Genomic DNA, 24,519 nt, shown 5'->3' with positions numbered 1-24,519 from the left:
GAGCCGCGTCGTTGCGGGATCGGTCGGTGGGACCTATTCGGCGGGAGCTTCGGCCTGCGCGGGCTCGGGAGCCACGTCGGTGGTCTCGTCCTTGCCCTTCGCAGCGTGCTCCGACGCACGACGCTCGGCCTTCTGAGCAGCGCGCTTGGCGTTCTGCTCGCCCTTGACGTCGGACTTGTTCTTGAGCGGGGCGATGATCATCGTCATGTTGCGGCCGTCCTGGGTCGGACGCGACTCGACGACACCGAACTCGGCGATCTCCTCGGCGAACTTCTGGAGGAGACGGACACCCTGCTCCGGACGCGACTGCTCGCGGCCACGGAAGAGGATCATCGCCTTCACCTTGTCGCCACCGAGGAGGAAGCCCTCGGCGCGCTTGCGCTTCGTCTCGTAGTCGTGCACGTCGATCTTCAGGCGGAAACGGACTTCCTTGAGGTCCGTGTTCACCTGGTTGCGACGCGCTTCCTTGGCCTTCTGAGCGGCCTCGTACTTGAACTTGCCGTAGTCCATGATCTTCGCCACGGGCGGCTTCGAGTTCGGCGCGACCTCGACCAGATCCAGCTCGGCTTCCTGCGCGAGGCGCAGTGCGACGGCGATGGGGACAACGCCGACCTGCTCGCCCTGGGGGCCGACGAGTCGGACCTCGGGGACGCGGATTCGGTCGTTGGTACGGGGATCGGGAATGCGGAGCTCCTTCAATCAGGTGGTGGCCGTCCGGGGCGTTTGCCCTGGACGACGGCACGAGAGAGGAGATCTGACGCACGGATCGTGACCCGTTCGGCAGCCGCCCGACGCCGACCCCTGCGGGACGGCCGACCGACGCGGACGCCGGTGGAGCGGTGTGGACCCGGTAGCCTGTGGTGCGCGGCCGCGGGTGGGAGAGACTCCTCTTTCGTGACGCTGCGGGAGTGATCGGCCTCGTTCGCACGAGTCCGGGCACACTGACAGCATCTGCCGCGGACGAGTCTAGCAGAGGAGCACCGTGACCGACACCCCTTCCCCCGAGCCCGACGAGGCCGCCCGCGACATCTCGGAGGTGCCGGCCGTCGAACTCATCAACACCGTGGCGGTGCACCTCCTCAGCGCGGCCGCCGTCAAGGTGGGTCTCGCGGACGACCCCGAGCAGCAGACGGACCTCGACGAGGCGCGCAAGCTCATCACGGCGCTCGCGGGGCTCGTCACCGCCGCGGCGACGGAGATCGGGGACCACCACGCCCGCCCGCTGCGCGACGGACTCCGTTCGGTGCAGCTCGCGTTCCGCGAGGCGTCGAGCATCCAGGACGCGCCGGGCGCCGGTCCGGGCGAGAAGTACACCGGACCCGTCAACTGACGGGCGTCACCCGATGACGGACGGGAGGCGTGGTGCCGGCTGGCACCGCGCCTCCCGTCCGTCATCCGGTCCGGTCCAGGGCCGCAGCCCTCGGTCCGTCGGTCAGGCCGCGCTGCGCGCGACCAGGCGCGTGACCGCGGCGAGCGGGATGCCGACCCAGTCGGGACGGTTCCGGGTCTCGTAGACGACCTCGTAGACGGCCTTGTCGAGTTCGAACGCGTCGAGCAGTTCCCGGTGGGCACGCAGGTCCGATCCCGTCCCCTGCTGGTAGCCGTCGAGGAACGCCGACCGGGCGTCCTGCGCCCACTCCCCCGCGTCGACGGGTTCGGCGTCCTGGGCGAGCGAGCCCTGGACGTAGTCGAACGAGCGCAGCATGCCGGCGACGTCCCGGAGCGTGACGTCCGGCAGGGAGCGCTCGGTGAGCGGCCGGAGCGGCTCGCCCTCGAAGTCGAGGAAGACCCAGCCGCGGGGTTCCGGAGCGGCGAGCACCTGTCCGAGGTGCAGGTCGCCGTGGATGCGCTGGAGGTCGGGCCAGTCGGCGTCGGCGGCCCGGGCGTAGACCGCACGGACGGCGTCGACGTGCGGGGCGATCGCCGGGGCCTCGCGTGCCGCGGCGTCGAGCCGGCCGTGCATCGTGGCGATCGCGGCGGCACGGCGCTCGTCGTCGGCGGGCTCGGTCGGCAGGGCCTCGGCGAGGGTGCGGTGCACCTCGGCGAGCGCGAGCCCGAGCCGCTCGGCGTCGGATGCGAAGGGGATGCCCTCGCGGGCGTCGCCGAGCGCCACGCGCCAGGCGTCCTGCAGCCCCGGCAGGAACTCCTGGGCGAAGGCGAGGTGCCCGCTCGCGGTGCCGTCGGAGCGCCCCGGGTCCGGCCAGCTCCCGCGGAGCGCGCCGTACACGCGCGGCACCCGGGCGCTGCCCGCGGCCGAGAGGGCGAGCTGCGTGGTGACGTCCGGGTTGTCGCCGTGGTGCAGCACGCGGAAGACCTTCACGATGACCTCGGCGCCGGTGTCGGTCTCGCAGATCACCGAGGTGTTCGACTGTTCGCCGCTGAGCACCCGGGACCGCCGGACGGTGCCGATCGGGACGAGGCTCTCGTCGTCGGCGTCGATGCGCGCGGCGAGGGACCGGATCCAGTCCGGATCGGCGGTCGCGTCGTGCACGGTCCCGGTCGCGTCGGGGCGGACCGGCGCCTGGTAGAGGACGGGGCCGGTCGGGGCGTCGTCGAGGACGAGGCGGGTACCGGCGGGCTGCGCGAGGGTGCGGAGCCGCGGGGTGGTGCCCTTCGCCGTGTACCAGCGCTGGTGGGCGATCCAGCCCTCGAGGGTGCGGTCGGTGGGCTCGCCGGGGGCGGGGACGGGTGCCTCGTCGCTCATGGGGCGAACCGTACGCGCCGGGGGCTGAGGGTGGTGCGCTGGGGCGTGGGGCGTGGGGCGTGGGCGCTGGGGTCGTGGGGCGGTGGGTTCGGGTCGTCCGCTGTCCTCCACAGGGCGTCGTTCTGGGTGCGGCATCCACAGAACGCGGCAGGCCCGGTGACGAGGGCCCCGCGGCGGACGACACTGACGGCATGCAGACCCCGCACCCGGAGCCGCTCGGCCGCACCGACCCCCGTCGCACGTGGCGCATCGCCGACGACCGGCGACTGCCCGCCCTCGAACCCTTCGCCGACCGCGTCCACCGGCACGGTCCCGTCGTGCTGCGCGAGCACCTGTGGGACACCGACGACCGGGTCCTCGCGGCCGAGGGCGTCGAGCTCCTCCGGTCGGACGCCGGGTGGAGCGTCGACCGCGGTGACGGACCGGTCGAGGTGCCCCCGGACCTCGACGGCGGCGACGACCAGGATGCGGACCACGTTCCGCGCGACGTGGTCGAGGTCTTCCTGCGCGGCCGCCCGGTCCGGGTCGTCCGGGTGCGGGACACGGCGACGACCCTCGTCGAGCTGCGCGGGCGGGACGGGCGGCTCCGCGCCGAGGTGGCCGACGTCCGTGTGGACGAGGGCGAGCCCGACGCCGCGGTGCTCCGGTCGGCTCGGTGGTGGGCGCTGAGCGACGACGGGCGGGGCGGGACGGTGTCCCGGGCTGCGGAGCGGGCGCTGGCGGACGCGGCGGAACCCGGGGCGGGTGGTGGCGCCCGGGGCGGGGCCGGGCGCGCTGGTGGCGGGGCCGGGCACCCTGCGCTCCGTGCCGCCCCCGAGCGTCGGAAGGGGACGGCGGCACGCCCACGACGGGGCTCCGCGGCCGCTGCCCTGCGAGCGGTCCTCCGGTCGTTGCGCGCGGACCTCGTCGCGGTCGACCCGAGGGTGCGTGCCGACGAGCACGGGTCGGTGCACGACCTCCGGAAGGTCCTGCGTCGGCTGCGGAGCGTGCTGGCCGCGTACCGCGGTGCCCTCGACCGCGACGCCACCGAACCCCTGCGCGCCGAACTGGCCGAGGTCTCGCGGGTGGCCGGTGTGGCCCGCGACGCCGAGGTCCTGCGCGACCGGTTGCTCCGCACGGCCGGCCGCGCTCCCGAGGGCTTCGTCGACGCCGAGACCCTCGACCGGATCGGTGCGCACGTCGCCGAGTCCCGCGCGGCGGCGGCCGCCGACCTCCGGCACACCCTGCGCTCGGCGACGTGGTTCCGGGCACTGGACCGCCTCGACGACCTCGTCGCCCGGGTGCCGCGGGGACCGCACGCCGACGACGACGCCCAGGCGTTCACCGTCCGCCGGATCGCGCGCGAGCGGAAGCGGGTCGCGAAGGCGATCGACGGCGGCACCGAGACGCTCGACGACCTGCACGAGGTCCGGAAGGCGGCGCGGCGCCTGCGCTACGCCCTGCAGGCCGCCGACGAGGCGACGGACCTCGGGAAGCGGCGTCTCGGGTTGCTGCGGCGGGTCCAGGACGGCCTCGGCGCGGTGCTCGACGCGGCGCACGCCACCGCGGCCCACCGGGAGCTGGCGACCCTCGCGGCGAGGAGCGGGGCGGACACGTTCGGCGCCGGGGTCCTCGCCACGACCGAGCACGCCGTCGTCGAGCGTGAGCGGGACCGGGCCGAGCACCTCGTCGCCCGCCTGCGGTCGCGCGTGGCGACCGGTCTGCGAGGATGACCGGGTGCCGCACTACCTCGAAGACCTCGCCGCCGGACAGACCTTCACGACCCCGGGCCGGACCATCACCGAGGCGGACGTCGTGTCGTTCGCCTCGTGGACGAACGACAACAACCAGGTCCACACCGACGTCGAGTTCGCCGCCAGGACCCGCTACGGCCAGCGGGTCGTGCACGGGCTGCTGGGCACCTCGCTCTGCCTCGGGCTGATCGCCCGCACCGGGGTGTTCGAGGGCTCGGCCGTCGCGCTGCTCGGCATCGACCAGTGGCGCTTCACGGCGCCGGTGTTCATCGGGGACACCCTGACGTGCGAGGTCGAGATCCTGTCGACGCGGCTGACGAGCTCCGGGACGACGGGCATCGTCGAGCGGACGGTGTCGCTCCGGAACCAGCGGGGCGAGACCGTGCAGCAGGGGCGCATGGACGTCATGGTCCTGACGCGGGACGCCGCGATCGCCTGACAGGCCGGGCAGGCACTCGCCCGGAATCGTTGCCGCGCTCTTTACAACGATGTACCAGCCGCGCCAGCATGGAGGCATGAGCACGCTCGACGGCATCGTCGCCGCACCTGACACCGCTTCCCCGCAGGCCCTCCCGCTCGCCTCCCGGCAGGACGGCACGTACCCCCGGCCGCAGATGCTCCGCCCGCACTGGGCCGACCTCGACGGCACGTGGTCCTTCCGCAACGACGGCGACGACCCCGCCTGGCGCACCGGCTTCCCCGACGCACGGGACATCGTCGTCCCGTTCCCGCCCGAGTCCGTCGCGTCGGGCATCGATGAGCCCGGCTTCCACCCCGTCGTCTGGTACTCCCGCACCATCGGCCGCGCCGAGCTCGAGGCCGCCGGACACGGCGACGCGGCACCCCGGCTCCTGCTGCACTTCGGCGCGGTGGACCACCGTGCCCGGGTCTGGATCGACGGGCAGTTCATCGGCGAGCACGAGGGCGGCCACACGCCGTTCTCGTTCGACGTGACCGACGTCCTGACCGACACCGACGGCACCGACGCCGGCAGCGGCGGCCACGCCTCCGACGCCGTGCACACCCTCGTCGTCCGCGCCGAGGACGACCCGCACGACCTCACCCAGCCCCGCGGCAAGCAGGACTGGCACGAGGACCCGCACGCCATCTGGTACCGCCGCACCACCGGCATCTGGCAGACCGTCTGGCTCGAGGCCGTGCCGACCACGTCGATCGAGTACCTCCGCTGGACCAACCTCGACCACCAGACGCTCCGCCTGACCGTCCGGCTCGCCGGGGCCCGGACCGGCGGCGAGCGCCTCCGCGTCGACGCCCGCTGGGACGAGCGCGACGAACACCTCGCGACGATCGAGACCACGCTCGGTGCGACGGCGAACGAGTTCGACGTGCTCGTCCCGATCGCCCGGCAGGCGAACGGCCAGGCCGAGGACGAGCTGCACTGGTCGCCGGAGGCACCGCGGCTCGTCGACGCCACGGTCACCCTGCTGGGATCCGGCAGCGACCCGACCCCGATCGACGCCGTCGCGTCCTACTTCGGCGTGCGCACCGTCGGCGTCGACGGTGGCGCGTTGCTCCTCAACGGCCGGAGCTACGACGTCCGCAGCGTCCTCAACCAGGGGTACTGGCCGGACTCGCACATCGCAGCCCCCTCCCGCGAGGCGCTCCGCCGCGAGGTCGAGCTCATCAAGGAGCTCGGCTTCAACGCCGCACGCAACCACCAGAAGATCGAGGACCCGCGCTTCCTCTACTGGGCGGACCGGATCGGCGTCCTCGTGTGGGGCGAGGCGCCGGGTGCGTACGCGTTCTCGCCGCGGGCCGTGCAGCGGCTGATGCGCGAGTGGATGGACGCCGTCGAGCGCGACGCCTCGCACCCGTCGATCGTCACGTGGGTCCCGGCGAACGAGAGCTGGGGCGTGCAGCACATCGCGACCGATCCCGCGCAGCAGGCCTACGCGCGGTCGTTGGCCGACGTCACGAGGGCGATCGACCCGACACGGCCGGTGATCTCGAACGACGGGTGGGAGCACGTCGCATCCGACATCATCACCGTCCACGACTACGAGGGCGACGGCTCCCGGCTCGCGGCGACCTACGCCGACGACGCGGCGCGCACGACACTGGTGCAGGGAATCGGGCCGGCCGACCGGCGCATCCTCGTCGGCGGGGCGGTCGACCGCGGGCAGCCGGTGATGCTCACCGAGTTCGGCGGCGTGAACTACCAGCCCGGCGTCCAGCGCGAGGACGGCTGGGGCTACACGACCGCGGCCGACGGCGACGACTGGGTCGCGCGGATCACGGCGCTGTACGACGCGGTCCGCGCGAGTTCGTTCCTCGCCGGGTCCTGCTGGACACAGCTCACGGACACGATGCAGGAGACGAACGGCCTGCTGAACGCGGACCGCACCCCGAAGGCGCCGATCGAGCAGATCCGACGCGCGGTCACCGGTCGCTGACGCGACGCAGGTGAGCAGGAACGGTCGGGTCCGACGATGGGACCCGACCGTTCCTGCTCACCAGACGCGCGGATCAGGAGGCGAGGAACCGCAGGACGGCCTCGTTCCACTCGTCCTTGTGCGATGCGAGCACCCCGTGCGGCCCGCCCTCGATGACATGGGTCTGCGCGTTCGGGATCGCCGCAGCGGTCCGCTTGCCGGACACCTCGAACGGCACGATGCCGTCGGAGTCGCCGTGGATCACGAGCGTCGGCACGTCGACCTTGGTGAGGTCGTCGCGGAAGTCCGTCGTGGCGAACGCGACGGTGCAGTCGAGCGTGCCCTTCGGCGACGCGAGCTCGGCGATCGCGAGGTCGTACGCGCGCTGGTCGCCCGACACCAGGGGCTTGTTCACGAGCGAGGGCTTGCCCGCCGTGTAGAACAGGTCGACGAACTCGTGCAGGAACGCGGGGCGGTCCCCGGTGATCCCGTTCGAGAACCAGTCCGCGAGGTCCTGGTCGACCCCGCCGTCGGGGTTGTCGTCGGACTTCCAGAGGTAGGGCGGCACCGCGCTCGCGAACACGAGCTTCTTCACCCGGCCCGTGCCGTAGGTGGACACGTAGCGCGCGAGCTCACCGCCACCCATCGAGAACCCGATCAGCGTGACCTCGGTCAGCCCGAGCTGGTCGAGCAGGGTGTCGAGGTCGGCGGCGAACGTGTCGTAGTCGTACCCGCCCCACGGCTGCGACGACTGCCCGAAGCCACGACGGTCGTACGCGACGACACGGTGCCCGGCCTCGACGAGGGCCGGGATCTGGCCCTCCCACGACCGGCCGGACAGGGGCCAGCCGTGGATGAGGACGACCGGGTCGCCCGATCCGAAGTCGTCGTAGTGCAGGTCGATGTCGTGCCCGTTCTCGGCTCCGACGGTGATGAACGGCATGGTGCCTCCGGTGGTTGCGTCTTCCAGGGAACGCCGACCATGCAACGCCGCGGGCCCTCACCGAGGCTGGAAGCGTACGCCTTGCGGACACCGGCCGCATGCCGTGGACGTGCGAGGATCGGGCGGTGACGAGCGCCGGGGAGACGAGCCGCGCCTCCAGGCCGGCCCTGGAGGCGCGCCACAGCGGCTGGACCACTCCCCTGCTCCTGTGGTTGGCCTCGCGCGTGGTCAGCACGGTCCTGCTCGCGACGGTCTACGTCGTGGCGACGGCGAACGGCTGGCCGTTCGCGTCGTCCCGCCGCGATCCGTCCTTCTTCACGTTCTCGGGGTCGTGGGACGCGTCCTTCTACCGGATCATCGCGGAGCACGGGTACCCGACGACGCTGCCGCTCGACGGCTCGGGGCACGTCCTCCCGAACGCCTGGGCGTTCCTGCCCGTGTTCCCGACGCTCGTGCGCGCCGTCATGCACCTGACGGGCGGGTCGTTCTGGGTCGCGGGGGTGCTCGTGGCGACGCTCGCCGGGGCCGGGGCGTGCGTGCTGCTCTACCGGCTGGTGCTCGCCGTCGGCTGCTCGCACCGCGCGCGGTGGGCGACGGCGCTGTTCGCGTTCGGTCCGACCGGATTCCTGCTGCAGGTGGCCTACGCCGAGAGCACGTTCCTGCTGCTGTTGTTCGGGGCCCTGCTGGCGCTCGTTCGCCGACGCTACTGGCTGGTCGCGCCGCTCGGGCTCGTGGCCGCGTTCACGAAGCCGGGGGTGCTGGCGTTGGCCGTGGCGCTCGCGGTGCACCTCGTCGTGCGGTGGGTGCAGGAGCGACGGGCGCTCCCGGTGCGGGACGCCGTGGCGATCGTCGTGTCGGGGCTGGTGGTGGCTGCGGCGGGGCTGGCGTGGCCGGTGATCGCCTCGGCCGTGACGGGTCGGCCGAACGCGTATATCGACACCGAGCTGTCGTGGTGGGTGGGGTTCGTGGGGCGGCAGCACTTCGCGCCGCTCTCGCCGTGGTTCACGATGGCGGGGACGTGGCTCGGGCCGCTCGGGATCGTGCTCGTGGTCGCCGTGCTCGCGGGGGCGGTGTGGTTCTGGACGCGGAGGTCGGTCCGGGCCCTCGGGGTGGACGTGTGGGCGTTCACGGCGGCGTACGCGCTGTACCTCGTGGCGGTGTTCCTGCCGCAGCAGTCCCTGCCCCGGCTGCTCATGCCGACGGCGCCGCTGCTCGGGTCGGACGTGTTCGTGCGGACGCGGCGGCGGGCGGTCGTGTGGCTCGTCGTGGGTGTGTGCCTGCAGCCGGTCGCCGTCGTGCTGATCTGGTTCCTCGGGTACCCCTGACGCGCGGCGCGGCCCGGCGCAGCTCGGCTCGCACAACCAAAGTCACTCCGCGCCGGGGGTTGCCGTGGTTCGAGCGCACTTGCGTTGTGCGCTGCCCCGCCGAACCGGCTGCGAGCACCACCAGGCACCCGCGCCCCCGACGCGCGCCGGCGCTACGCGTCGAACGTGTGGAACCAGGCGGTCCCGCCCGGGTGCTGCACCGTGATCATCTCGTCGAGGTCGCGGTACGGCCCGTCCTGGTTGTGGCTCGCCGACTTGATCCGGACCGTGCCGTCCGGCTCGGTGAACACCTCGGACACGATCGTGGTGTGGTCCGGCGAGTCGTTGTCGTTCCAGTCGTAGAACACGATGTCGCCGACCTTGACCTTGTCGCGTTCGTCGAGGGAGCGGCGGGTGAGCCCGAACTCCGCGGCGTTCGCGGTCAGCCACGGGTCCATCGTCGGGCAGTAGGTCCACGTCGCCGAGTGCTCCGCCCCGGCCGAGCGGTTGTACCAGTCGGATCGCTGCTGCCAGCCGCGGGCGATCAAGGTCTGCGACACGTAGTTCGCGCAGTCACCACCGATCGGGTTCATGGTGCCGTACTCGGCGAGGTTGTAGTCCTTCCAGTGCGCCATCGCGTACTCGAGCTGCCGGTCGACGTCGGTCAGTGCCGCGTAGGCCAGGGTCGAGGTCGCGACCGCCGTCGAGGCGTCCGGGACGGGCGCGGTGGTCGGCGTCGGCGTGGCCGTCGCGGAGTCCTGCGTCGCCCCGGTCTGCCCGTCGTTCGCGGCGCTGCCGTTGCCGTCCGAGGACTGGTTGGCGGACGGTGAGGGCTCGATCGCGGTCGTGAAGAGCGCGACGTCCGCCGACCCCGCCGTGTACATCGCCTGGTGCGGTGCCGTGAAGGTCACCTTCGTGGCGGTCGCCTTGACGTCCCGCGCGGCGATGCCCCCGACCGTGACGCCTGTGACCGCTGCCAGCCCGGAGCCGGCGACGGTGATCGTCACACCGCCGGCGAGCGGGACCTGCGCAGGGCTGAGCGACTTCGCGACGGGCTTCGCGGTGGGCGTGGTCGAACCGCCACCGTTGCTCGCGCCACCACCGGACCCCTTGCCCGTGCCGCCGTCCCCCGACGAGCACGCGGCGACGGCGAGCCCGATGCCGGTCACGCCGGCGAGGGACAGCAGGGAGCGGCGCGTCAGGGAAGCAGTCATGGTGCTTCCCAGGGTAGGCGACGACACGGCATGATCTCTGGCAGGAACCACCGTCGAGAGGATCAGACCACCCATGCCCGAGAGCCACGACTTCTTCGTCGCAGCCGCCCCCGACCACGTCCGCGCACTCATCCGCGGCGCACTCGTCCGCGAGGGCTACACCGTCGACGACGGCGAACAGGGAGCCCTCCGTGCCACCCGCGGCAGCATGGGCCTCACGCTGCTCATCGGCGGCATGGCGAACGACCGGACCTTCCACACCCGCCTCGACGTGCAGATCATGGTCACGCCGGACGGTCGGACGGTCGCGCGGCTCCTGCGCGGTGCCGGCAAGTCGGCGCTCAAGGGCGGTGCGCTCGGCGTCTCGCGCGGCAACCGCGCCTTCGAGCAGGCCGCCAACGCGATCCACGGCGAGCTCGCCAAGGCCGGGATCCTGACGGAGAGCGTCCCCGGCTGACCCGGGCCCGCCCCGGAACAACGAAGGCCACCCGATCGGGTGGCCTTCTGTCTCGGAGTGGAGCTAAGGGGATTCGAACCCCTGACCTTCTCATTGCGAACGAGACGCGCTACCAACTGCGCCATAGCCCCGAGAACGCGTCCACACTAGCACCCGCGTCGGCCCGATCCGAAATCGGGCGATCAGACGGCGCGGCGGCGACGCATGATGGCGTCGAGGTCCGCCTGCTCGTAGGCGTCCTCGCCGAGGACCCCCATGCCGGCCCACTTGCTCGGCGGCGCCGGGGGCGCGGCGGGGGCAGCGGGTTCCGGAGCGGGAGCGGCCTGCGCGACAGGGGTTCCCGTCCCGGCCGGCGCGCGCAGGCCCAGCCGCTCGGCGAGCCGTCCCTGGTCGTGCGCGGAGAGCGACGCGACAGCCTCCTCGACGTCCGGGCGCATGGGCGACACCCGCGCGAGCGACGGGTCGGTCTCGGCGGCACGGATCGCGGCCGCCTCGGCCTCGGCTTCCGCCTTGGCCGCGGCGACCCGCTCCTTCAGGCGGGCGGCGAGCTCCGCCGAGGACTCCGGCGTGGCCGCCGGGACCTTCGGGCGTTCGACGTACAGCGGCTTCGGGACGCGGTTCGGCGTCCAGCTGCGGTCACGAGCGGGCTCGGCGGGCTGCTCGGTCGACAGCGGCGGCGCCGGGTCCGTCCACTCGCTCGCGGGCCTGGAGGCGCGGCTCGACTCCGGCACGACCGTCGCGGTCCGGGCCTTCCGCGCCTTCGCCACCTGGTGCAGCTGGGCGAGGACCGCTGCGGACCCACCGGCGGCGACGAGGCCGGCGACACCGACGAGCCAGGCGGCGGGGGCCGCGACGAACACGACGACCGCGACGACGAGGCCGAGCGTGCCGAGCAGGGTCGCCCCCAGTCGGGACCGACGCATGCGCATCGCGGTGAGTGCGGGGACCGCCGAGGCCCGCTCGAGCACGGGTGCCTGCTCGGCCAGTCGTCGGGTGATCTCCCGCTGCCGGGCGGCCTCGTGGGCGCGGACGATCGCGGTGCGCTTCGCCTCCTCCGACTTCGCGACCCGCTGGGCCTCGGCGAGGGACTTCGCGTTCATCTCGATGCGGACCTCGTCCGGCAGCTCGGCGGTCTGCGCGAGGATGCGGAGGGTCTGCTGCAGCCGGATCGCGTTCCGCTCGGTGGCGAGGTACTGCCGACGGGCCGCCCAGGACGGCATGAGGTAGACGAGCCAGAGCACGGCCGCGATGAGCAGGACGATGCCGCCGCCCCAGGAGCCGATACCTGCCATGGGGACACGGTAGGGGTGGGGGTTCCCCCGTCCGGTGATTGCCGGACGCGTGTTGCGCGTGTCGCGACGAAATCACCGGGGGCGAGCCGCGCCTCCCGGCCGCCCGGACGGACCGGACCCGCGGGTCAGACGCGGGGCGTGGTGTGCAGCGGCATCGCGGCCTCGTCGCGTGCCGCGAGGGGGACCGAACCGACGCCGGGCGGGACCTGGCCGCGGACCCAGCGTTCGAGGACGCCCTCGCGGACCTCTTCGGCGACGAGGGCGAAGCAGAAGTGGTCGCGCCAGTCGCCGTTGATGTGGATGTACCGGCGGCGGAGCCCCTCGTACCGGAAGCCGAGCTTCTCGACCACCCGCAGCGACGGGGCGTTCTCGGGACGGATGCAGATCTCGATGCGGTGGATGCCGACCACGCGGAAGCAGTGGTCCACCGCCATCGCGACGGCGATCGGCGTGACGTTGTGGCCGGCGGCGTCCTCGACGACCCAGTAGCCGATCGAAGCACTGGCCAGGGAGCCGTACGTGATGCCGGAGACGTTGAGCTGCCCGACGAAGCGGCCGTCGAGCTCCATCGCGAACGGGAGTCCGAGCCCCGCGCGGGCGTTGGCCTGGAGCGCGCGGATGCTGCCACGGACGTCGGTGGAGACGTGACCGGAGGGGTTCGTGGCCTCCCACGTGCGGAGCCACGAGCGGTTGCTCGCGAGGGCGACGTCGAGGTCGCGGGTGTCGCGGAGTCGGAGGGGCCGGATGGTGACCCGCCCGTGGGACAGGGTCGGGATCGTCGTCATCGCGCTGGTTCCTCCGGGAGCGTCGAACGGGCCCGGGGTGTTCCCCGGACCCGTTCGGCGACGGGTCGTCTATTCGCCCGCGTTGAACTCCTTGAGCCACGACTTGAGATCGGGGCCGAGGTCTTCGCGGTCCGAGGCGAGCTGGACGATCGCCTTGATGTAGTCGAGTTTGTCACCGGTGTCGTACCGGCGTCCACGGAACACGACGCCGTACACGCCGCCGGTCCACTCCTCGGCGTTCGCCATCTTCATGAGCGCGTCGGTCAGCTGGATCTCGCCGCCCTTGCCCGGCTCCTGCTTCTCGAGGACGTCGAAGACCTCGGGACGGATGACGTAGCGGCCGATGATGGCCAGGTTCGAGGGCGCCTCGCCCTGCGGGGGCTTTTCGACGAGGCCGGTGATCTTCACGACGTCGTCGGTGTCGGTCTCCTCGACCGTGGCGATGCCGTAGAGGTGGGTTTGCGACTCCGGGACCTCGAGCAGGGCGACGACAGTAGCGTTCTTCTCGCCCTGGACCTCGATCATGCGCTTGAGCAGCGGGTCGCGGGCGTCGATGATGTCGTCCCCGAGGAGCACGGCGAACGGCTCGCGGCCGACGTGCATCTTGGCGCGGAGCACGGCGTGGCCGAGGCCCAGCGGGTCACCCTGGCGGACGTAGTGCATGTCGGCGAGGTCCGTGGACTGGTTCACCTTCTGCAGCTTCTCGTGGTCGCCCTTCTTCTTGAGGGTCTCCTCGAGCTCGGACACGTGGTCGAAGTGGTTCTCGAGCGCGTTCTTGTTGCGGCCCGTGATCATCAGCACATCGGTGAGCCCTGCGCCGACGGCCTCTTCCACCACGTACTGGATGGCCGGCTTGTCGACGACGGGGAGCATCTCCTTCGGCATCGCCTTGGTGGCGGGGAGGAAGCGCGTGCCCAGGCCTGCGGCGGGGATCACGGCCTTCGAAATCTGGAAGCCCATGCCTGGACGGTATCGGATGACCCCTGGAGGGGGCATGTCGTCGCTACGGAGGACACGGCTTCTCGCGCTCGGCGGCGGAAAGCCGCAAGACGCGCCCTCGGTAGACTCCTCGGCATGATCGCCGATCTCGGGAACGAGAAGCGCGCCCTGCGAGCCGAGCTCCGGCAGCGGCGGCGCACCCGGACCACGACCGAACGCGAGACCGACACCGCGGCGCTCACCGCGACCCTGCAGCGCTTCGCCGAGGAGCGCCAGGTCGAGTCGATCGCGCTGTACCTCTCCGCACCCGAGGAACCCGACGTCCGCCCGTTCCTGAACTGGGCGTTCGAGCGCGGCATCCGGGTGCTCCTGCCGATCACCCGCGAGGACGGCCTGCTCGACTGGGCGGTCGGCGACGGCGCCTCCGAGGCCGAGGGGCTGGCCGGCGTGCCCGAGGTCGTCGGCGAGGTGCTCTCCCCACTCGCGATCAACGACGTCGACGCGATCCTCGCCCCCGCCGCCGCGGTGGGACACGACGGCGTCCGGATGGGCTGGGGACGCGGCTACTACGACAAGACGCTCGGGTCGATGGCGAACCGCCCGCCCGTCTATGCTGTGATCTTCGACGCGGAGTACCTCGACGAGGTCCCGCGCGAGACCCACGACGAACCCGTCGACGGCATCATCACGCCGTCGCGCATCATCACCTTCCGGAGCTAGGGTGCCCACCTACTCGTACCGCTGCACGGAGTGCGGCAACGCCTTCGACATCAAGCAGTCGTTCTCCGACGCGACGCTCACCGAGTGCCCGGCGTGCGGCGGCGTGCTGCGCAAGGTCTTCTCGCCGGTCGGGGTGACGTTCAACGGGGGCGGATTCTACCGGACCGATTCCCGGGCTGCGCCGAAGGGCTCGTCGGAGTCGTCGGGCTCGTCCGAGTCGTCGTCCTCGTCCTCGTCCTCGACGCCGGCGAAGACCGAGTCGAAGCCCGCAGCCGCGAAGCCCGCTGCCTCGACCACGCCGAAGCCCGCCGGGTCCTGACCGGGGTCCGGACTCCTCGGTAGGTTGATGGGGTCGCCATCCGGCGGCCGTCCTCGACCCGGAAGGAGTCCCGTGAAGGGCTTCAAGGAGTTCCTGCTCCGCGGCAACGTCATCGACCTGGCCGTCGCAGTCGTCATCGGTGCAGCGTTCACCGCCATCGTGACCGTCATCGTGAACGCGATCATCAACCCGGCGATCGGCGCGGTGTTCAACGCGTCGAGCCTCGACGACGCGCTCAAGGTCGACATCCCGACCGTGGCGGGCGGCAAGCCGGCGACGCTGATGTTCGGCTCGGTGATCGGCGCGGTGATCAACTTCGTCATCGTCGCGGCCGTCGTGTACTTCGCCCTCGTGCTCCCCGTGAACCACCTCAAGAAGGTCGCGTTCGAGCGGGTCAAGAACGACGAGGAGCAGACGCCGCAGGACGTCCCGCCGACCGACGTCGAGGTGCTGCTCGAGATCCGCGACCTGCTCCGCTCGCAGAACGGCGTGCCCGCGAACACCGGCGGCGGTGCGCACGTGGCGCCGTCCACCGCTCCCGAGGGTCCCGGCATCGGCGGCACGACGAAGCTCTAGCTGCTCCCGCACAACCGAAACCCGCCCGAACCACGCGATCACGTGGTTCGGGCGGGTTTGCTTGTGCGAACGGCCGGCGCGAGCGCGCGGCCGGCGCCAGCGCGCGGCGGACGTCAACGCGCGGCCGACACCTCGCGCCGCTTCGCGAACATCGCGATCGCGTACTGGACGCCCGCCAGCACGTGCCCGGCGGTCCCGAGGTAGACGAACACGAGGGCGACGACACGGACCCACGGCGCGTTCTCGTCGACGGTGTGCACCGCGGAGAACAGCAGCACCGGCAGCCCGACGAAGAGCAGCGCCGACCGGATCTTGCCGGTCCACGTGACGTCGAGGTCCGGGTTGCCGTGGAACAGCACGCTCGAGAGCACGACGAGCACCAGGTCGACGAGCACCACGACGGCGACGACCCACCACGGCAGCAAGCCGGTCAGCACGAGCGACAGCACGATCGCGATGATCGCGAGTCGGTCGGCGACGGGGTCGATCGCCTTGCCGAGCTTCGAGCCCTGGTCGAACTTGCGCGCGATGAAGCCGTCCGCCCAGTCGCTCACCCCGATGACGACGAGCGCGACGAGCGCCCAGCCGGGGTGTCCGGCGACGACGAGCCACACGAACACCGGGATCAGCAGCAGCCGGAACAGCGAGATCAGGTTCGGCCAGGTCTGCCAGTCGGGGCGCTCCCGCACGGTGTCAGTCATCGCAGGACAGGCTACCTGCTCACCAGTGCGGCGGGACGTCGCGCCGGAGCTGGTCGTCGTTCTCCCCGTCGCGGTGGCGGGCCGGTTCCGGCGGCGCCACCGGGTCGTAGCCCGGCACCGGCTGGGTGGTGACGCGCCTGCGGGGGCGAGCCGCGCCTCCCGGCTGCGCATGCGCCTCACCGTCGTCGGTCGCCGACGGGACGGGAGGCGCGGCTGACGACGCGTCGTCGGCCCGCGTCCACGTGCCCACCAGCTGGTCCGTCTCGGGCGTCACCGGACCGGCCGGCCGGGAGGCCCGCCGGCTCGGCCGAGGAGTCACCGGCGTGCGGGGATCGGGGGGATCGAGATCTCCTGCGTGGCACCGCGGTCGACACCGAGCACGGCGGCGACGGTGTTCGCGACGCGGTCCGGGTCCGAGAAGAGCTGGAACGCGTGCACGCGCACGTAGTGCCAACCGAGTCGGCGGAGCACCTCGGGTCGGAGCCGGAGCGACTCGCGGAGCGACCCCTTCACGAGCGTCGCGTCGGTCTCGATCGTGACGCACACCCCACCGTGCGCGGCGACCAGGCCGAGCTTGCCGCGGTGGCCGAGCGCGACGGGGATGCCGCGCATCTCGAGGCGACGGGCGAGGTCGACGAGCAGCGGATCCGAGTCGTCCGGGACGTACTCGGCCGTGGTGCGCGCACGGACCTCGGCGAGGATCTCGGCGAGGGCGACGGTGCCGTGGCCCATCCGCTCTGCCTCGATGTCGGACGGCTGGAAGCAGGTGACGATGACCATCGAGCGACGTGCCCGGGTCATCGCGACGGCGAGCAGGCGCTCCCCACCGGGCTTGCCGAGCGGACCGAAGTCGCGCAGGACACGGCCGTGCGGGGTGCGGCCGTAGCCGATCGAGAACACGACGCGGTCGCGGCTCTGGGCGACGGACTGCTCGAGCGTCGCGACGATGAACGGCTCGGCCCGGTCACCGATGACGAACTCGGTGAGGTCCTTGTGCCCCTGGGCCGCGGTGAGCACGGCCTGCTCGACGCGGACGGCGTGCTTCGCCGAGGCGGTGATGACCATGAGCGACTCGGTCGGACGGGTGCGGGCGTGGTCCATGACGAGCCGGACGACGCGGTCCACCTCGGCGTCGACGCTCTCGACCGCCCCCGACTCGGGGTCCGGCACGGCCTTGCCGTCGCTGACGTAGTCGAGCGCGATCGAGCCGTGCCCGAGGAACGAGCCGGCCCAGGGCAGCGACTCGATGCGTCCACCGTAGAAGCGACGGTTGACGAGCTCGGCGAGGTCCTCGCCGCCGGCGCGGTACGAGCGGGTGAGCGACAGGGTCGGCAGCAGCGTGGACAGCTTCGCGAGCGCGGAGTCGGCGTGGAAGGCGTCGAGCGTGCCCTCGTCGACCTGCAGTGCGCGGTGCGCCGGGTCGACCGCGATCCGGAACGGCGACGGGGTCTGCGTGACCGGGTCGCCGAACACGACGGTCTGACGGGCACGGCGGACGGCCCCGACGGTCTCGGCGATGGTGACGGCGCCCGCGTCGACGAGGATCACGGTGTCGAAGGGCATCGTGTCGGCGATCTGCGACACCTCGTACGGCGACGCGAGCCACACCGGCGCGATCGACCGGGACAGGTGCGGCGCGGAGTCCTGCAGCAGACGCGAGGTGATCGCGCCGTCCCGCAGCTGGGTCTTCAGCGCGGTGGCCTCGTCCGGCCAGTCGACGAGTCCGACCTTCCAGTTCTCGGCCAGCTGCCACGCCAGGCCCTGGGAGACCCCGGCCGCGTGCGCGTCGTCGACGAGCCGGAAGTCGGCCTCGACCCGGTCGAGCATGTCGGTGTTCGCGCCGAGCAGGGCCCGGTCGGACTCGAGCATCGTCTCGAGGGCGGACTGCCACCACGCGAGCTCGAGCTCGGCGGGGACGTGGGTGTCCGGCACGTGCCGGTTCGCCAGGTCCGTGATGAGCGGTTCGAGCTGCAGGTCGCGCAGGGTCTGCATGAGCTCCGTCCGCTCCTGCAGGTTGTGCAGGACGTCGGACTCCTCGGCGAGGCGGGCGATCGTCGGGACGAGCTCGTCGATCGGCACGTTCGCCAGCTGGGTCTCGCGGGCGGTGCGACCCAGCGGCTCGTCGAGGCGCGCGAGGTCCTCGACGACGTTCGAGAACAGCACCTGGACGTCCGCGATGCCGGTGGGCACCTCGGGGTTCACGCCGGCGGCGACGTAGCGCTGCCAGAGGACGCGCTGCTGCTGGACGCGGGTCAGCGCCTCGTGCAGGTCGGACACGTGCACACCGGGGCGGACGTACTCGCGGGCGAGCTTCTTCAGCCGGCGCCGGTTCGTGCTCGACATCGGCGCACCCTCGCCGCGCGGGGCGGTGGCGGCCACGAGCTCGGACACCGAGCGGTCGAAGACGACGGGCAGGAAGCGGTCGAGGGTGTCGCGGATCTCGGTGAGCAGGCGCAGGTAGATGCCGAGCTCGTTGATCGTCGTGAACTGCCGCATGTGCGTCGTGGCGACGAGGTCGTGGGCACGGCGGAGCAGGGTCGGCAGGCCGTCGGCGTCGAGGTCCTTCGCGATCCGGTGGGCGCGCTGGGCACCGTCGCTCGAGGAGAACTTCGCGCCGTACCAGGGCGAGTCGTCCGGGCCGTAGCGGAACTCGCCGAGGTTCGCGGCGCTGACCATCGTCTCGGCGACGCGGGAGCGCCCCTCGACCATGCTCGTCACCGAGGTCTTCGACAGCCGTGCGGTCGTCGACGGCGGGACGGGCAGCAGCGACAGGCGCGACAGCTCGACCAGGCAGTCGAGCACCGAGACGCGGAAGTCGGGATCGACGCGCGTCAGCGAGCCGCGGTAGTCCTTGAGGACCTTGCGGAGCCGGACCAGGGCGTCGTCGACCTCGCGCAGGTTCGGACGCGAGGCCTTCTCGTTGCGGGCGATCGCACGGACGACGTCGCGGCGGAGGGTGCCCGGGGTCACGGCGACGCCGGGGAGCTGCACCTCGGAGAACCGCGCCGCGATGCCGCGCAGGGTCGCACGGCGCGGGCTCACCACGAGGACGCGCTTGTTCGCCGCGACGAGGCCGCCGAGCGCGTTCACGATCGTCTGCGTGCCACCCGTGCCCGGGAGGGTCTTCACCACGATCGAGTTGCCGGCCGTGATCTGCGCGATCACGTTCTCCTGCTCGTCGTCGGCGTCGAGCAGGAGCGTGTCGGTCTCCGGGCTCCGCTCGTCCGACGGGGTCTGCTCGACCGGGTGGTACGACTGCTCGACCTGCCACTTCGCGCTCGGGTTGCCGGCGAGGGCGTCGAGCACCGGGTGGGACAGGTCCTCGGTGTCCTCGACCATCCCGGTCGCGACCTCGGCGAACGTGGACACGACCAGGCGTGCGTGCACCGAGAAGCCCGGGATGTGCGCGGTGAGCCCGCGGAGCCGGTCGATCACCGGGTTCGGCGTGAACGAGCCGTCCTGCTGCGCGAGCGCCACGAAGGACTGGGCGTCGAGGATGACGCCGAACTGCTCGTGCAGCGCGTCGGCGAGGCCGGGGTTGAGGACGGGCTCGCCGAGCAGGCGGACCTCGAAGTCGCGGCCGTGCCGACGGATCGCGAGCGGGCGCAGCAGCACCGGGCCGCGGAACTGCTCGTCGCCGTGCTGCCAGTCGGCCATGCCGATGCCGAGCTTCACGGCGTCGATGCCGCGCACGGTGGACAGCTCGGTGCCCTTGGCCTCGACGTGACCGGCGGCGATGCGGGCGGCCCGGAGTGCCACCTCGTCACGGATCAGGCTCGACAGCAGCGTCGTCTTGCCGGTGATGAACTGCGCGAGGCCGCCCGGGTGCGTCGTCGAGAGCTCGATGCGGGCCCGGGGGTGGTCGGCGAAGTGCGTGAGGGGGCTGGTGCCGCCGACGCCGGTCAGCTGCCCGCGCCAGACGTCCCAGACGGGTTCGGCGGCGTTGCCGGCCTGGAGGCGCGGATCACCCAGGCTGATCGCCTGCGGACTCGTGAGCTGCAGTTCCGGGCGCAGGGTGCGGTCGGGTTCGTCCGTCACGGCGGTCTCTTCCTGCTGCCCCCGTCGGTCCTGCTCCCCCTGCTGTCCGTCGCGCCCGTCCTGCTGTCCGTCACGCCCGTCCGCGGGCGCGTCGGCGCCCTCGACGGGGACGTCGTCGTTCACGTCGTCCTCGCCGTCGGTCACCCTGTCCGCTCGCCACACATCCGACACTGTAGGCGGAAGCGGGCTGGCACTCTGGCAATGAACCGAGGTTTCGGACTTTCCGGCCCCCGCCGACGCGCGACCGGGCGCGCCGGTGTGGTACCAACGGGGCATGGCCATCGACGACCGCACCGCTCCCCCCACCCCCGCGCAGGAGTCCGCTCCCGCACCGAACCGACGTCGATCGGTCCCCGCCGAGATCTCCCGTTCGTGGCTCCTCGTCTCCGGCACCGCGACCGACCGGTTCGAGAAGTCGCAGCGGTCCCGTGCCGACCAGATCATCCTGGACATCGAGGACGCGGTGGACCCCGCCGCCAAGCCGTCGGCCCGCCAGGGCGTCGCCGCGTGGTTGGCCGGCGGCGGCGAGGCCTGGGTGCGGATCAACGACGTGACGACGGACTTCTGGGCGGACGACGTCGAGGAGCTCCGCGGGCTGCCCGGGCTGCAGGGCGTCATGCTCGCGAAGACCGAGTCCCCGGCGCAGGTCACCGACACGTGGCACCGACTCGGCGGCCACACCCCGGTGATCGCCCTGGTCGAGTCGGCCCTGGGCATCGAGGAGTCGGTGTCCATCGCGAAGGCGCAGGGGGCGTTCCGGCTGGCGTTCGGCTCGGGCGACTACCGGCGGGACACCGGGACGAGCGCGGACACGCTCGCGATGGCGTACCCGCGGTCGAAGCTCGTCGTGGCCTCCCGCGTGGGCGACCTGCCCGGCCCGATCGACGGCCCGACGGTGGGGTCCTCGCACCCGATCCTCCGCGAGCAGTCGCAGGTCGCGGTCTCGCTCGGGCTCACCGGCAAGCTGTGCCTCGACACCGAGCAACTGCCCGTCATCAACGAGGTCATCTCCCCCACGCCGACCGACGTCGCCTGGGCGCAGGACTTCCTCGACGACTTCGAGGCCCGCGGCCGGGTCATCCGCGACGGCTCCGACCTGCCCAGACTCGGTCGCGCGCAGAAGATCCAGCGCCTCGCACAGGCGTTCGGCGTCGAGGCGCGGTAGGACTGCACCCATGACCTGGTCCAACGTGCCCGGCGGTCCGCCGCAGTCCTCACCCTCCGACCCCACCGGCGCCCAGCGGGCCACGTGGGAGCAGGGCGGCTCGACGCTGTTCCCGCCGGGGAAGCTCGCCGACCGGATCTCGACCGTGCTGCTCCTGGCGTTCGGCGCCGTCATGACGGTCGTCACCGCAGTCGTCGGGATCATCGCCGTCATCTCGGCGACCGCCACGTGCGACGCCGCCACCGGCTGCACCCCGGGTGGCTACATCGGTGGGACCGCGATCGCGGTCGGCGGTGCCTTCGTGATCGGCGTCGCCACGATCGTCCTGTCGATCGGCGCGTGGATCCGCCGCCGGTCGTCGTGGTGGATCGCCGCGATCGGCTTCGTGCTCGCGATCGTGGTCATCACGTGGGGCGGCGTGGTCTTCGCGGGGGCTGCGGACGGCGGCTCGGCGTCCTCGTCGGTCTCCCCCACCGCCTGACGCCTGCGGTCCGGCCCGGACCGGGGTAGCGTCCGGGGCATGGTGACGGTCTCGCGGACGACGGTCGCGGTGGTCGGTGGCGGCCCCGCCGGGGTCGTCCTCGGTCTGCTCCTCGCCCGTGCCGGCATCGCGGTCCGGGTCGTCGAGAAGCACGACGACTTCAACCGGGACTTCCGCGGTGACACCGTGCACGCCTCGACGATCCGGCTGCTCGACGAGCTCGGGCTCGGGGAGCGGTTCGCCGCCCTGCCGCAGTCACGCCTCGACGACTTCTCCCTGCCGATGCCGGACGATTCGCGCGCGCTCCTCGGCGACTTCTCGCGCCTGCGCCCGCCGTACGACCACGTGGCGATGGTGCCGCAGTGGGACCTGCTCGACCTGCTCGTCACCGCCGCCCGCGAGGAGCCCTCGTTCGAGATCACGATGGGTCTCGCGGCCACCGACACGATCGAGGAGAACGGCGTCGTGACGGGCGTGCACCTGGCGCCGTACCGCGATCCGGACGGCGTGACCGAGGAACTCCGCGCCGACGTCGTCATCGCCTGCGACGGCCGCGACTCGGTGCTGCGCAGCGCCGCCGGCCTCCACCCGCGGTCGTTCCCGGTGCCGTTCGACACGTGGTGGTTCCGGCTCCCCCGCGAGCCCGGCGACGCGACGACCGCGCTCGTCCCGGCGTTCTCCGGCACCGACGTCCTGCTCAGCTTCCCGCGGCCCGATTACCACCAGGTCGCGTACTTCGCGCCGAAGGGGTCGGACGCGGCCCTCCGCGCCGCCGGGGTCGAGTCCTTCCGGGCCCGGGTCGCGCGGCTCCGACCGGACTTCGCGGGCCGCGTGGACACGATCGCGTCGATGGACGACGTGCACGTGCTCGACGTCCGGATGGACCGGCTCACCGGGTGGTGGCGCCCGGGACTGCTCTGCATCGGCGACGCGGCGCACGCCATGTCCCCGGCGGGCGGCGTCGGCATCAACCTGGCGGTGCAGGACGCGGTCGCGACGGCTGCGATCCTGGCGCCGGCGCTCGGACGGGGGCTCCGCGGCGCGGACCTCGACCGTGCCCTCGCCGCGGTGCAGCGCCGGCGCACCCCGCCGGCCGTGGTCGTCCAGACCGCCCAGGCGTTCCTGCACCGCGTGGTGTTCGAGCGGGCCTTCGCCGGGGCCCTGCAGGCCGGCCCGCCGCGGCTCCCCGTCCTGCTCGCCCGGTACGTGCCGCCCGTCCGCGGCCTCTACGCGCGCGGGATCGCCTTCGGACCGCTCCCTGAGCACGCCCCCGCCTGGGCACGGCGCTGACCCTGGACACGACCCGTCCCTCCCGGCGCATGCTGGGGGCATGAAGCAACGAGTCATCGGAGACGTGTCGGTCAGTGCCATCGGACTCGGCGGGATGCCCATGTCCATCGAGGGGCGTCCGGACGAGCGGCAGTCCATCGCGACGATCCACGCCGCGCTCGAGGCCGGCGTCACGCTCATCGACACCGCCGACGCGTACCACCTGGCCGCCCACGACGAGGTGGGGCACAACGAGTCGCTCATCGCGAAGGCCGTGCGGGAGTTCCACGGCGACACCTCGGACGTCCTGATCGCCACGAAGGGCGGGCACCTCCGGCCGGAGCCCGGCGCGTGGGCGCAGAACGGCCGTCCGGAGTACCTCAAGGAAGCGGCGAAGGCGTCCGCGAAGCGCCTCGGCGTGGACGCCGTCGGGCTCTACCAGTTCCACCGTCCGGACCCGGCCGTGCCCTACGCGGACTCGATCGGTGCGCTCGCCGAGCTCCTCGACGAGGGCGTCATCCGGATGGCCGGCATCTCGAACGCCGACCCCGACCAGATCCGGACGGCGAACGAGGTCCTCGACGGCCGACTGGCCTCGGTGCAGAACCAGTTCTCGCCGAAGTTCCGCTCGAGCGAACCGGAACTCGCACTGTGCGACGAGCTCGGGATCGCGTTCCTGCCGTGGAGCCCCCTCGGCGGCATCGCGAACGCCGCGGAGCTCGGCACCGCGTACGAGGACTTCGCGTACATCGCCCGCGACCGCGGCGTCAGCCCGCAGGTCGTCGCGCTGGCGTGGGAGCTGCAGAAGAGCGACGTCGTCGTCCCCATCCCCGGGGCATCGCGCCCGCAGTCGATCCTCGACTCGGTGACGGCCGCGACCGTCAAGCTCCGTCCCGAGGACGTGGCCCGACTGGACGCCTCGCAGCCGGCGGCGGCGTAGACGACGCGACCCGCGCCTCCTGGACTGCCCTGGAGGCGCGGGTCGCGATCACGCGTCGGCGCGCGTCAGGACTGGCAGACCTCCTGGAAGTCCTTGCCCGTCGTCTCCAGCTTCTGCAGTCCCTCGGTGAAGCCGGAGCTGGACAGCGCGGACGGGTCCTTCGACGCCGCGAGGTCCTTCGTCATGCCCACGAAGTCGGAGAAGGCGCCCGCGAACGCATCGGTCTTCGGCTTCACCTCGGTGTTGGTCACCTTGTCGGCGCTGTCCTTGAGCGTGGCGTCGAACTCGTCGAGCTTCGCCATCGCGGCCTGCGGGTCGCTCTGCAGCTCGGTGAGCTGCGACTGCATGCCCTTCGTGGCGTCGGTGACCTCGTTCGTGAAGAGCTTGCAGGCCTCGGCCTTGGTCTGTGTCGGGGTCGGCGTCGACTTGGCGGCCGTCGTGGCGTCCGAGCCGGAGCCGCCGGCGGAGCAGCCGGCGAGGAGTGCGACGGCGATGGCGGCCGTGGTGAGCGAGACGAGCTTGGTGCGCATGGTGGTGGGTCCCCCC

At 72.4% G+C, this 24,519-nt stretch carries 23 protein-coding genes, 1 tRNA gene and 1 pseudogene; 13 read left to right on the top strand and 12 right to left on the bottom strand.

From position 1 onward, the window contains the following. Positions 1-33 precede the first annotated feature (33 nt). Positions 34-699 carry a translation initiation factor IF-3 gene (infC, locus tag ACEN8D_RS14215; protein ID WP_070417880.1) on the bottom strand — a complete coding sequence of 222 codons (666 nt, stop codon included), beginning with the start codon at positions 697-699 and terminating at the stop codon, positions 34-36. Positions 700-982: 283 nt separating this feature from the next. Between infC and ACEN8D_RS14210 the strand changes: the two genes are divergently transcribed. Then, a complete protein-coding gene (locus tag ACEN8D_RS14210; RefSeq protein ID WP_071295810.1) occupies positions 983-1,330 on the top strand; it encodes a DUF1844 domain-containing protein in 348 nt (115 codons plus the stop codon). 102 nt (positions 1,331-1,432) lie between these two features. Here ACEN8D_RS14210 and ACEN8D_RS14205 read toward each other — a convergent pair whose 3' ends face one another. Then, a complete protein-coding gene (locus tag ACEN8D_RS14205; RefSeq protein ID WP_495601045.1) occupies positions 1,433-2,704 on the bottom strand; it encodes a phosphotransferase in 1,272 nt (423 codons plus the stop codon). A gap of 191 nt (positions 2,705-2,895) precedes the next feature. Here ACEN8D_RS14205 and ACEN8D_RS14200 point away from each other — a divergent pair, with 191 nt between their 5' ends. From ACEN8D_RS14200 to ACEN8D_RS14190, 3 genes are all read left to right on the top strand, one after another. After that, positions 2,896-4,416, top strand: coding sequence for a CHAD domain-containing protein (locus ACEN8D_RS14200; protein WP_495601044.1), 1,521 nt, complete (start codon positions 2,896-2,898; stop codon positions 4,414-4,416). A 4-nt stretch (positions 4,417-4,420) separates the two neighbouring features. Next, positions 4,421-4,876, top strand: a complete 456-nt coding sequence (locus ACEN8D_RS14195; protein WP_070417876.1) for a MaoC/PaaZ C-terminal domain-containing protein — start codon at positions 4,421-4,423, stop codon at positions 4,874-4,876. 76 nt (positions 4,877-4,952) lie between these two features. Further along, entirely contained in the window at positions 4,953-6,851 is a 1,899-nt protein-coding gene (locus ACEN8D_RS14190) for a glycoside hydrolase family 2 TIM barrel-domain containing protein (RefSeq protein WP_413398806.1), read from the top strand. 73 nt (positions 6,852-6,924) lie between these two features. On the opposite strand, the gene ACEN8D_RS14185 is transcribed toward ACEN8D_RS14190, so the two are convergent. Then, positions 6,925-7,773, bottom strand: a complete 849-nt coding sequence (locus tag ACEN8D_RS14185; protein WP_071295813.1) for an alpha/beta fold hydrolase — start codon at positions 7,771-7,773, stop codon at positions 6,925-6,927. Positions 7,774-7,898: 125 nt separating this feature from the next. Between ACEN8D_RS14185 and ACEN8D_RS14180 the strand changes: the two genes are divergently transcribed. Then, positions 7,899-9,098 (top strand): putative hexosyltransferase, encoded by a 1,200-nt coding sequence (locus ACEN8D_RS14180; RefSeq protein WP_413398805.1) that lies wholly within the window; start codon positions 7,899-7,901, stop codon positions 9,096-9,098. 152 nt (positions 9,099-9,250) lie between these two features. Here ACEN8D_RS14180 and ACEN8D_RS14175 read toward each other — a convergent pair whose 3' ends face one another. After that, on the bottom strand, positions 9,251-10,291 hold the full coding sequence (locus ACEN8D_RS14175; protein WP_309886706.1) for an amidase domain-containing protein: 1,041 nt from the start codon (positions 10,289-10,291) through the stop codon (positions 9,251-9,253). Positions 10,292-10,364: 73 nt separating this feature from the next. Between ACEN8D_RS14175 and ACEN8D_RS14170 the strand changes: the two genes are divergently transcribed. After that, the gene (locus ACEN8D_RS14170) at positions 10,365-10,748 is read left to right on the top strand and encodes a hypothetical protein (RefSeq protein ID WP_413398804.1); all 384 of its coding nucleotides are present in this window, start codon (positions 10,365-10,367) and stop codon (positions 10,746-10,748) included. Between the two features lie 58 nt (positions 10,749-10,806). Here the strand turns inward: ACEN8D_RS14170 and ACEN8D_RS14165 are convergent. The 4 genes from ACEN8D_RS14165 to galU all read right to left on the bottom strand — a co-directional run bounded on the left by ACEN8D_RS14165 (position 10,807) and on the right by galU (position 13,785). Next, positions 10,807-10,879: transfer RNA gene (locus ACEN8D_RS14165), tRNA-Ala, on the bottom strand. A 51-nt stretch (positions 10,880-10,930) separates the two neighbouring features. Then, positions 10,931-12,040, bottom strand: a complete 1,110-nt coding sequence (locus ACEN8D_RS14160) for a hypothetical protein (protein ID WP_229085779.1) — start codon at positions 12,038-12,040, stop codon at positions 10,931-10,933. 125 nt (positions 12,041-12,165) lie between these two features. Then, positions 12,166-12,825, bottom strand: coding sequence for a GNAT family N-acetyltransferase (locus tag ACEN8D_RS14155; RefSeq protein WP_070417871.1), 660 nt, complete (start codon positions 12,823-12,825; stop codon positions 12,166-12,168). 69 nt (positions 12,826-12,894) lie between these two features. Then, positions 12,895-13,785 carry a UTP--glucose-1-phosphate uridylyltransferase GalU gene (gene galU, locus ACEN8D_RS14150; RefSeq protein ID WP_022907539.1) on the bottom strand — a complete coding sequence of 297 codons (891 nt, stop codon included), beginning with the start codon at positions 13,783-13,785 and terminating at the stop codon, positions 12,895-12,897. Positions 13,786-13,899: 114 nt separating this feature from the next. Between galU and ACEN8D_RS14145 the strand changes: the two genes are divergently transcribed. Together ACEN8D_RS14145 and ACEN8D_RS14140 are read left to right on the top strand one after the other, a co-directional pair. Beyond that, a complete protein-coding gene (locus ACEN8D_RS14145) occupies positions 13,900-14,484 on the top strand; it encodes a 5-formyltetrahydrofolate cyclo-ligase (RefSeq protein WP_070417869.1) in 585 nt (194 codons plus the stop codon). 1 nt (position 14,485) lies between these two features. Then, positions 14,486-14,578, top strand: a pseudogene (locus ACEN8D_RS14140) (FmdB family zinc ribbon protein); the annotation flags it as partial. Positions 14,579-14,640: 62 nt separating this feature from the next. On the opposite strand, the gene ACEN8D_RS14135 reads toward ACEN8D_RS14140, so the two are convergent. Next, positions 14,641-14,781 (bottom strand): hypothetical protein, encoded by a 141-nt coding sequence (locus tag ACEN8D_RS14135; RefSeq protein WP_495601248.1) that lies wholly within the window; start codon positions 14,779-14,781, stop codon positions 14,641-14,643. Between the two features lie 94 nt (positions 14,782-14,875). On the opposite strand from ACEN8D_RS14135, the gene mscL reads away from it, so the two are divergent. Then, complete coding sequence (mscL, locus tag ACEN8D_RS14130; RefSeq protein ID WP_070417867.1) at positions 14,876-15,379, top strand: large conductance mechanosensitive channel protein MscL; 504 nt, start codon at positions 14,876-14,878, stop codon at positions 15,377-15,379. A gap of 113 nt (positions 15,380-15,492) precedes the next feature. On the opposite strand, the gene ACEN8D_RS14125 is transcribed toward mscL, so the two are convergent. Together ACEN8D_RS14125 and ACEN8D_RS14120 are read right to left on the bottom strand one after the other, a co-directional pair. Continuing rightward, the gene (locus ACEN8D_RS14125) at positions 15,493-16,080 is read right to left on the bottom strand and encodes a CDP-alcohol phosphatidyltransferase family protein (protein ID WP_070417866.1); all 588 of its coding nucleotides are present in this window, start codon (positions 16,078-16,080) and stop codon (positions 15,493-15,495) included. Positions 16,081-16,395: 315 nt separating this feature from the next. Beyond that, positions 16,396-20,262: an AAA family ATPase gene (locus ACEN8D_RS14120; protein ID WP_309886702.1), complete on the bottom strand. Its 3,867-nt coding sequence runs from the start codon at positions 20,260-20,262 to the stop codon at positions 16,396-16,398. 130 nt (positions 20,263-20,392) lie between these two features. On the opposite strand from ACEN8D_RS14120, the gene ACEN8D_RS14115 reads away from it, so the two are divergent. From ACEN8D_RS14115 to ACEN8D_RS14100, 4 genes are read left to right on the top strand one after another with little or no spacing between them, the layout of a single operon-like run. Then, positions 20,393-21,283: an HpcH/HpaI aldolase/citrate lyase family protein gene (locus ACEN8D_RS14115; protein ID WP_413398224.1), complete on the top strand. Its 891-nt coding sequence runs from the start codon at positions 20,393-20,395 to the stop codon at positions 21,281-21,283. 10 nt (positions 21,284-21,293) lie between these two features. After that, positions 21,294-21,764: a DUF6264 family protein gene (locus ACEN8D_RS14110; protein ID WP_309886700.1), complete on the top strand. Its 471-nt coding sequence runs from the start codon at positions 21,294-21,296 to the stop codon at positions 21,762-21,764. Positions 21,765-21,803: 39 nt separating this feature from the next. Further along, the gene (locus tag ACEN8D_RS14105) at positions 21,804-23,054 is read left to right on the top strand and encodes an FAD-dependent oxidoreductase (RefSeq protein ID WP_413398225.1); all 1,251 of its coding nucleotides are present in this window, start codon (positions 21,804-21,806) and stop codon (positions 23,052-23,054) included. Between the two features lie 40 nt (positions 23,055-23,094). Next, positions 23,095-23,973, top strand: coding sequence for an aldo/keto reductase (locus ACEN8D_RS14100; RefSeq protein ID WP_413398226.1), 879 nt, complete (start codon positions 23,095-23,097; stop codon positions 23,971-23,973). A gap of 65 nt (positions 23,974-24,038) precedes the next feature. Here the strand turns inward: ACEN8D_RS14100 and ACEN8D_RS14095 are convergent, their stop codons facing one another. Further along, positions 24,039-24,503, bottom strand: a complete 465-nt coding sequence (locus tag ACEN8D_RS14095) for a hypothetical protein (RefSeq protein ID WP_309886697.1) — start codon at positions 24,501-24,503, stop codon at positions 24,039-24,041. Positions 24,504-24,519 lie beyond the last annotated feature (16 nt).

Source organism: Curtobacterium sp. Curtsp22 (assembly GCF_059492135.1).
The sequence above is the reverse complement of the archived record's forward strand: the minus strand, read 5'-3'. Positions and strand labels throughout refer to the sequence as shown.

Excerpts from the sequence above, each read along its gene's own strand:
- ACEN8D_RS14095 (WP_309886697.1), bottom strand. The coding sequence starts at position 24,503 with ATGCGCACCAAGCTCGTCTCGCTCACCACGGCCGCCATCGCCGTCGCA.
- ACEN8D_RS14125 (WP_070417866.1), bottom strand. The coding sequence starts at position 16,080 with ATGACTGACACCGTGCGGGAGCGCCCCGACTGGCAGACCTGGCCGAAC.
- ACEN8D_RS14115 (WP_413398224.1), top strand. The coding sequence starts at position 20,393 with ATGGCCATCGACGACCGCACCGCTCCCCCCACCCCCGCGCAGGAGTCC.
- ACEN8D_RS14170 (WP_413398804.1), top strand. The coding sequence starts at position 10,365 with ATGCCCGAGAGCCACGACTTCTTCGTCGCAGCCGCCCCCGACCACGTC.
- ACEN8D_RS14160 (WP_229085779.1), bottom strand. The coding sequence starts at position 12,040 with ATGGCAGGTATCGGCTCCTGGGGCGGCGGCATCGTCCTGCTCATCGCG.
- ACEN8D_RS14155 (WP_070417871.1), bottom strand. The coding sequence starts at position 12,825 with ATGACGACGATCCCGACCCTGTCCCACGGGCGGGTCACCATCCGGCCC.
- ACEN8D_RS14205 (WP_495601045.1), bottom strand. The coding sequence starts at position 2,704 with ATGAGCGACGAGGCACCCGTCCCCGCCCCCGGCGAGCCCACCGACCGC.
- ACEN8D_RS14185 (WP_071295813.1), bottom strand. The coding sequence starts at position 7,773 with ATGCCGTTCATCACCGTCGGAGCCGAGAACGGGCACGACATCGACCTG.
- ACEN8D_RS14145 (WP_070417869.1), top strand. The coding sequence starts at position 13,900 with ATGATCGCCGATCTCGGGAACGAGAAGCGCGCCCTGCGAGCCGAGCTC.
- ACEN8D_RS14190 (WP_413398806.1), top strand. The coding sequence starts at position 4,953 with ATGAGCACGCTCGACGGCATCGTCGCCGCACCTGACACCGCTTCCCCG.
- galU (WP_022907539.1), bottom strand. The coding sequence starts at position 13,785 with ATGGGCTTCCAGATTTCGAAGGCCGTGATCCCCGCCGCAGGCCTGGGC.
- ACEN8D_RS14200 (WP_495601044.1), top strand. The coding sequence starts at position 2,896 with ATGCAGACCCCGCACCCGGAGCCGCTCGGCCGCACCGACCCCCGTCGC.
- ACEN8D_RS14105 (WP_413398225.1), top strand. The coding sequence starts at position 21,804 with ATGGTGACGGTCTCGCGGACGACGGTCGCGGTGGTCGGTGGCGGCCCC.
- ACEN8D_RS14100 (WP_413398226.1), top strand. The coding sequence starts at position 23,095 with ATGAAGCAACGAGTCATCGGAGACGTGTCGGTCAGTGCCATCGGACTC.
- ACEN8D_RS14110 (WP_309886700.1), top strand. The coding sequence starts at position 21,294 with ATGACCTGGTCCAACGTGCCCGGCGGTCCGCCGCAGTCCTCACCCTCC.
- ACEN8D_RS14175 (WP_309886706.1), bottom strand. The coding sequence starts at position 10,291 with ATGACTGCTTCCCTGACGCGCCGCTCCCTGCTGTCCCTCGCCGGCGTG.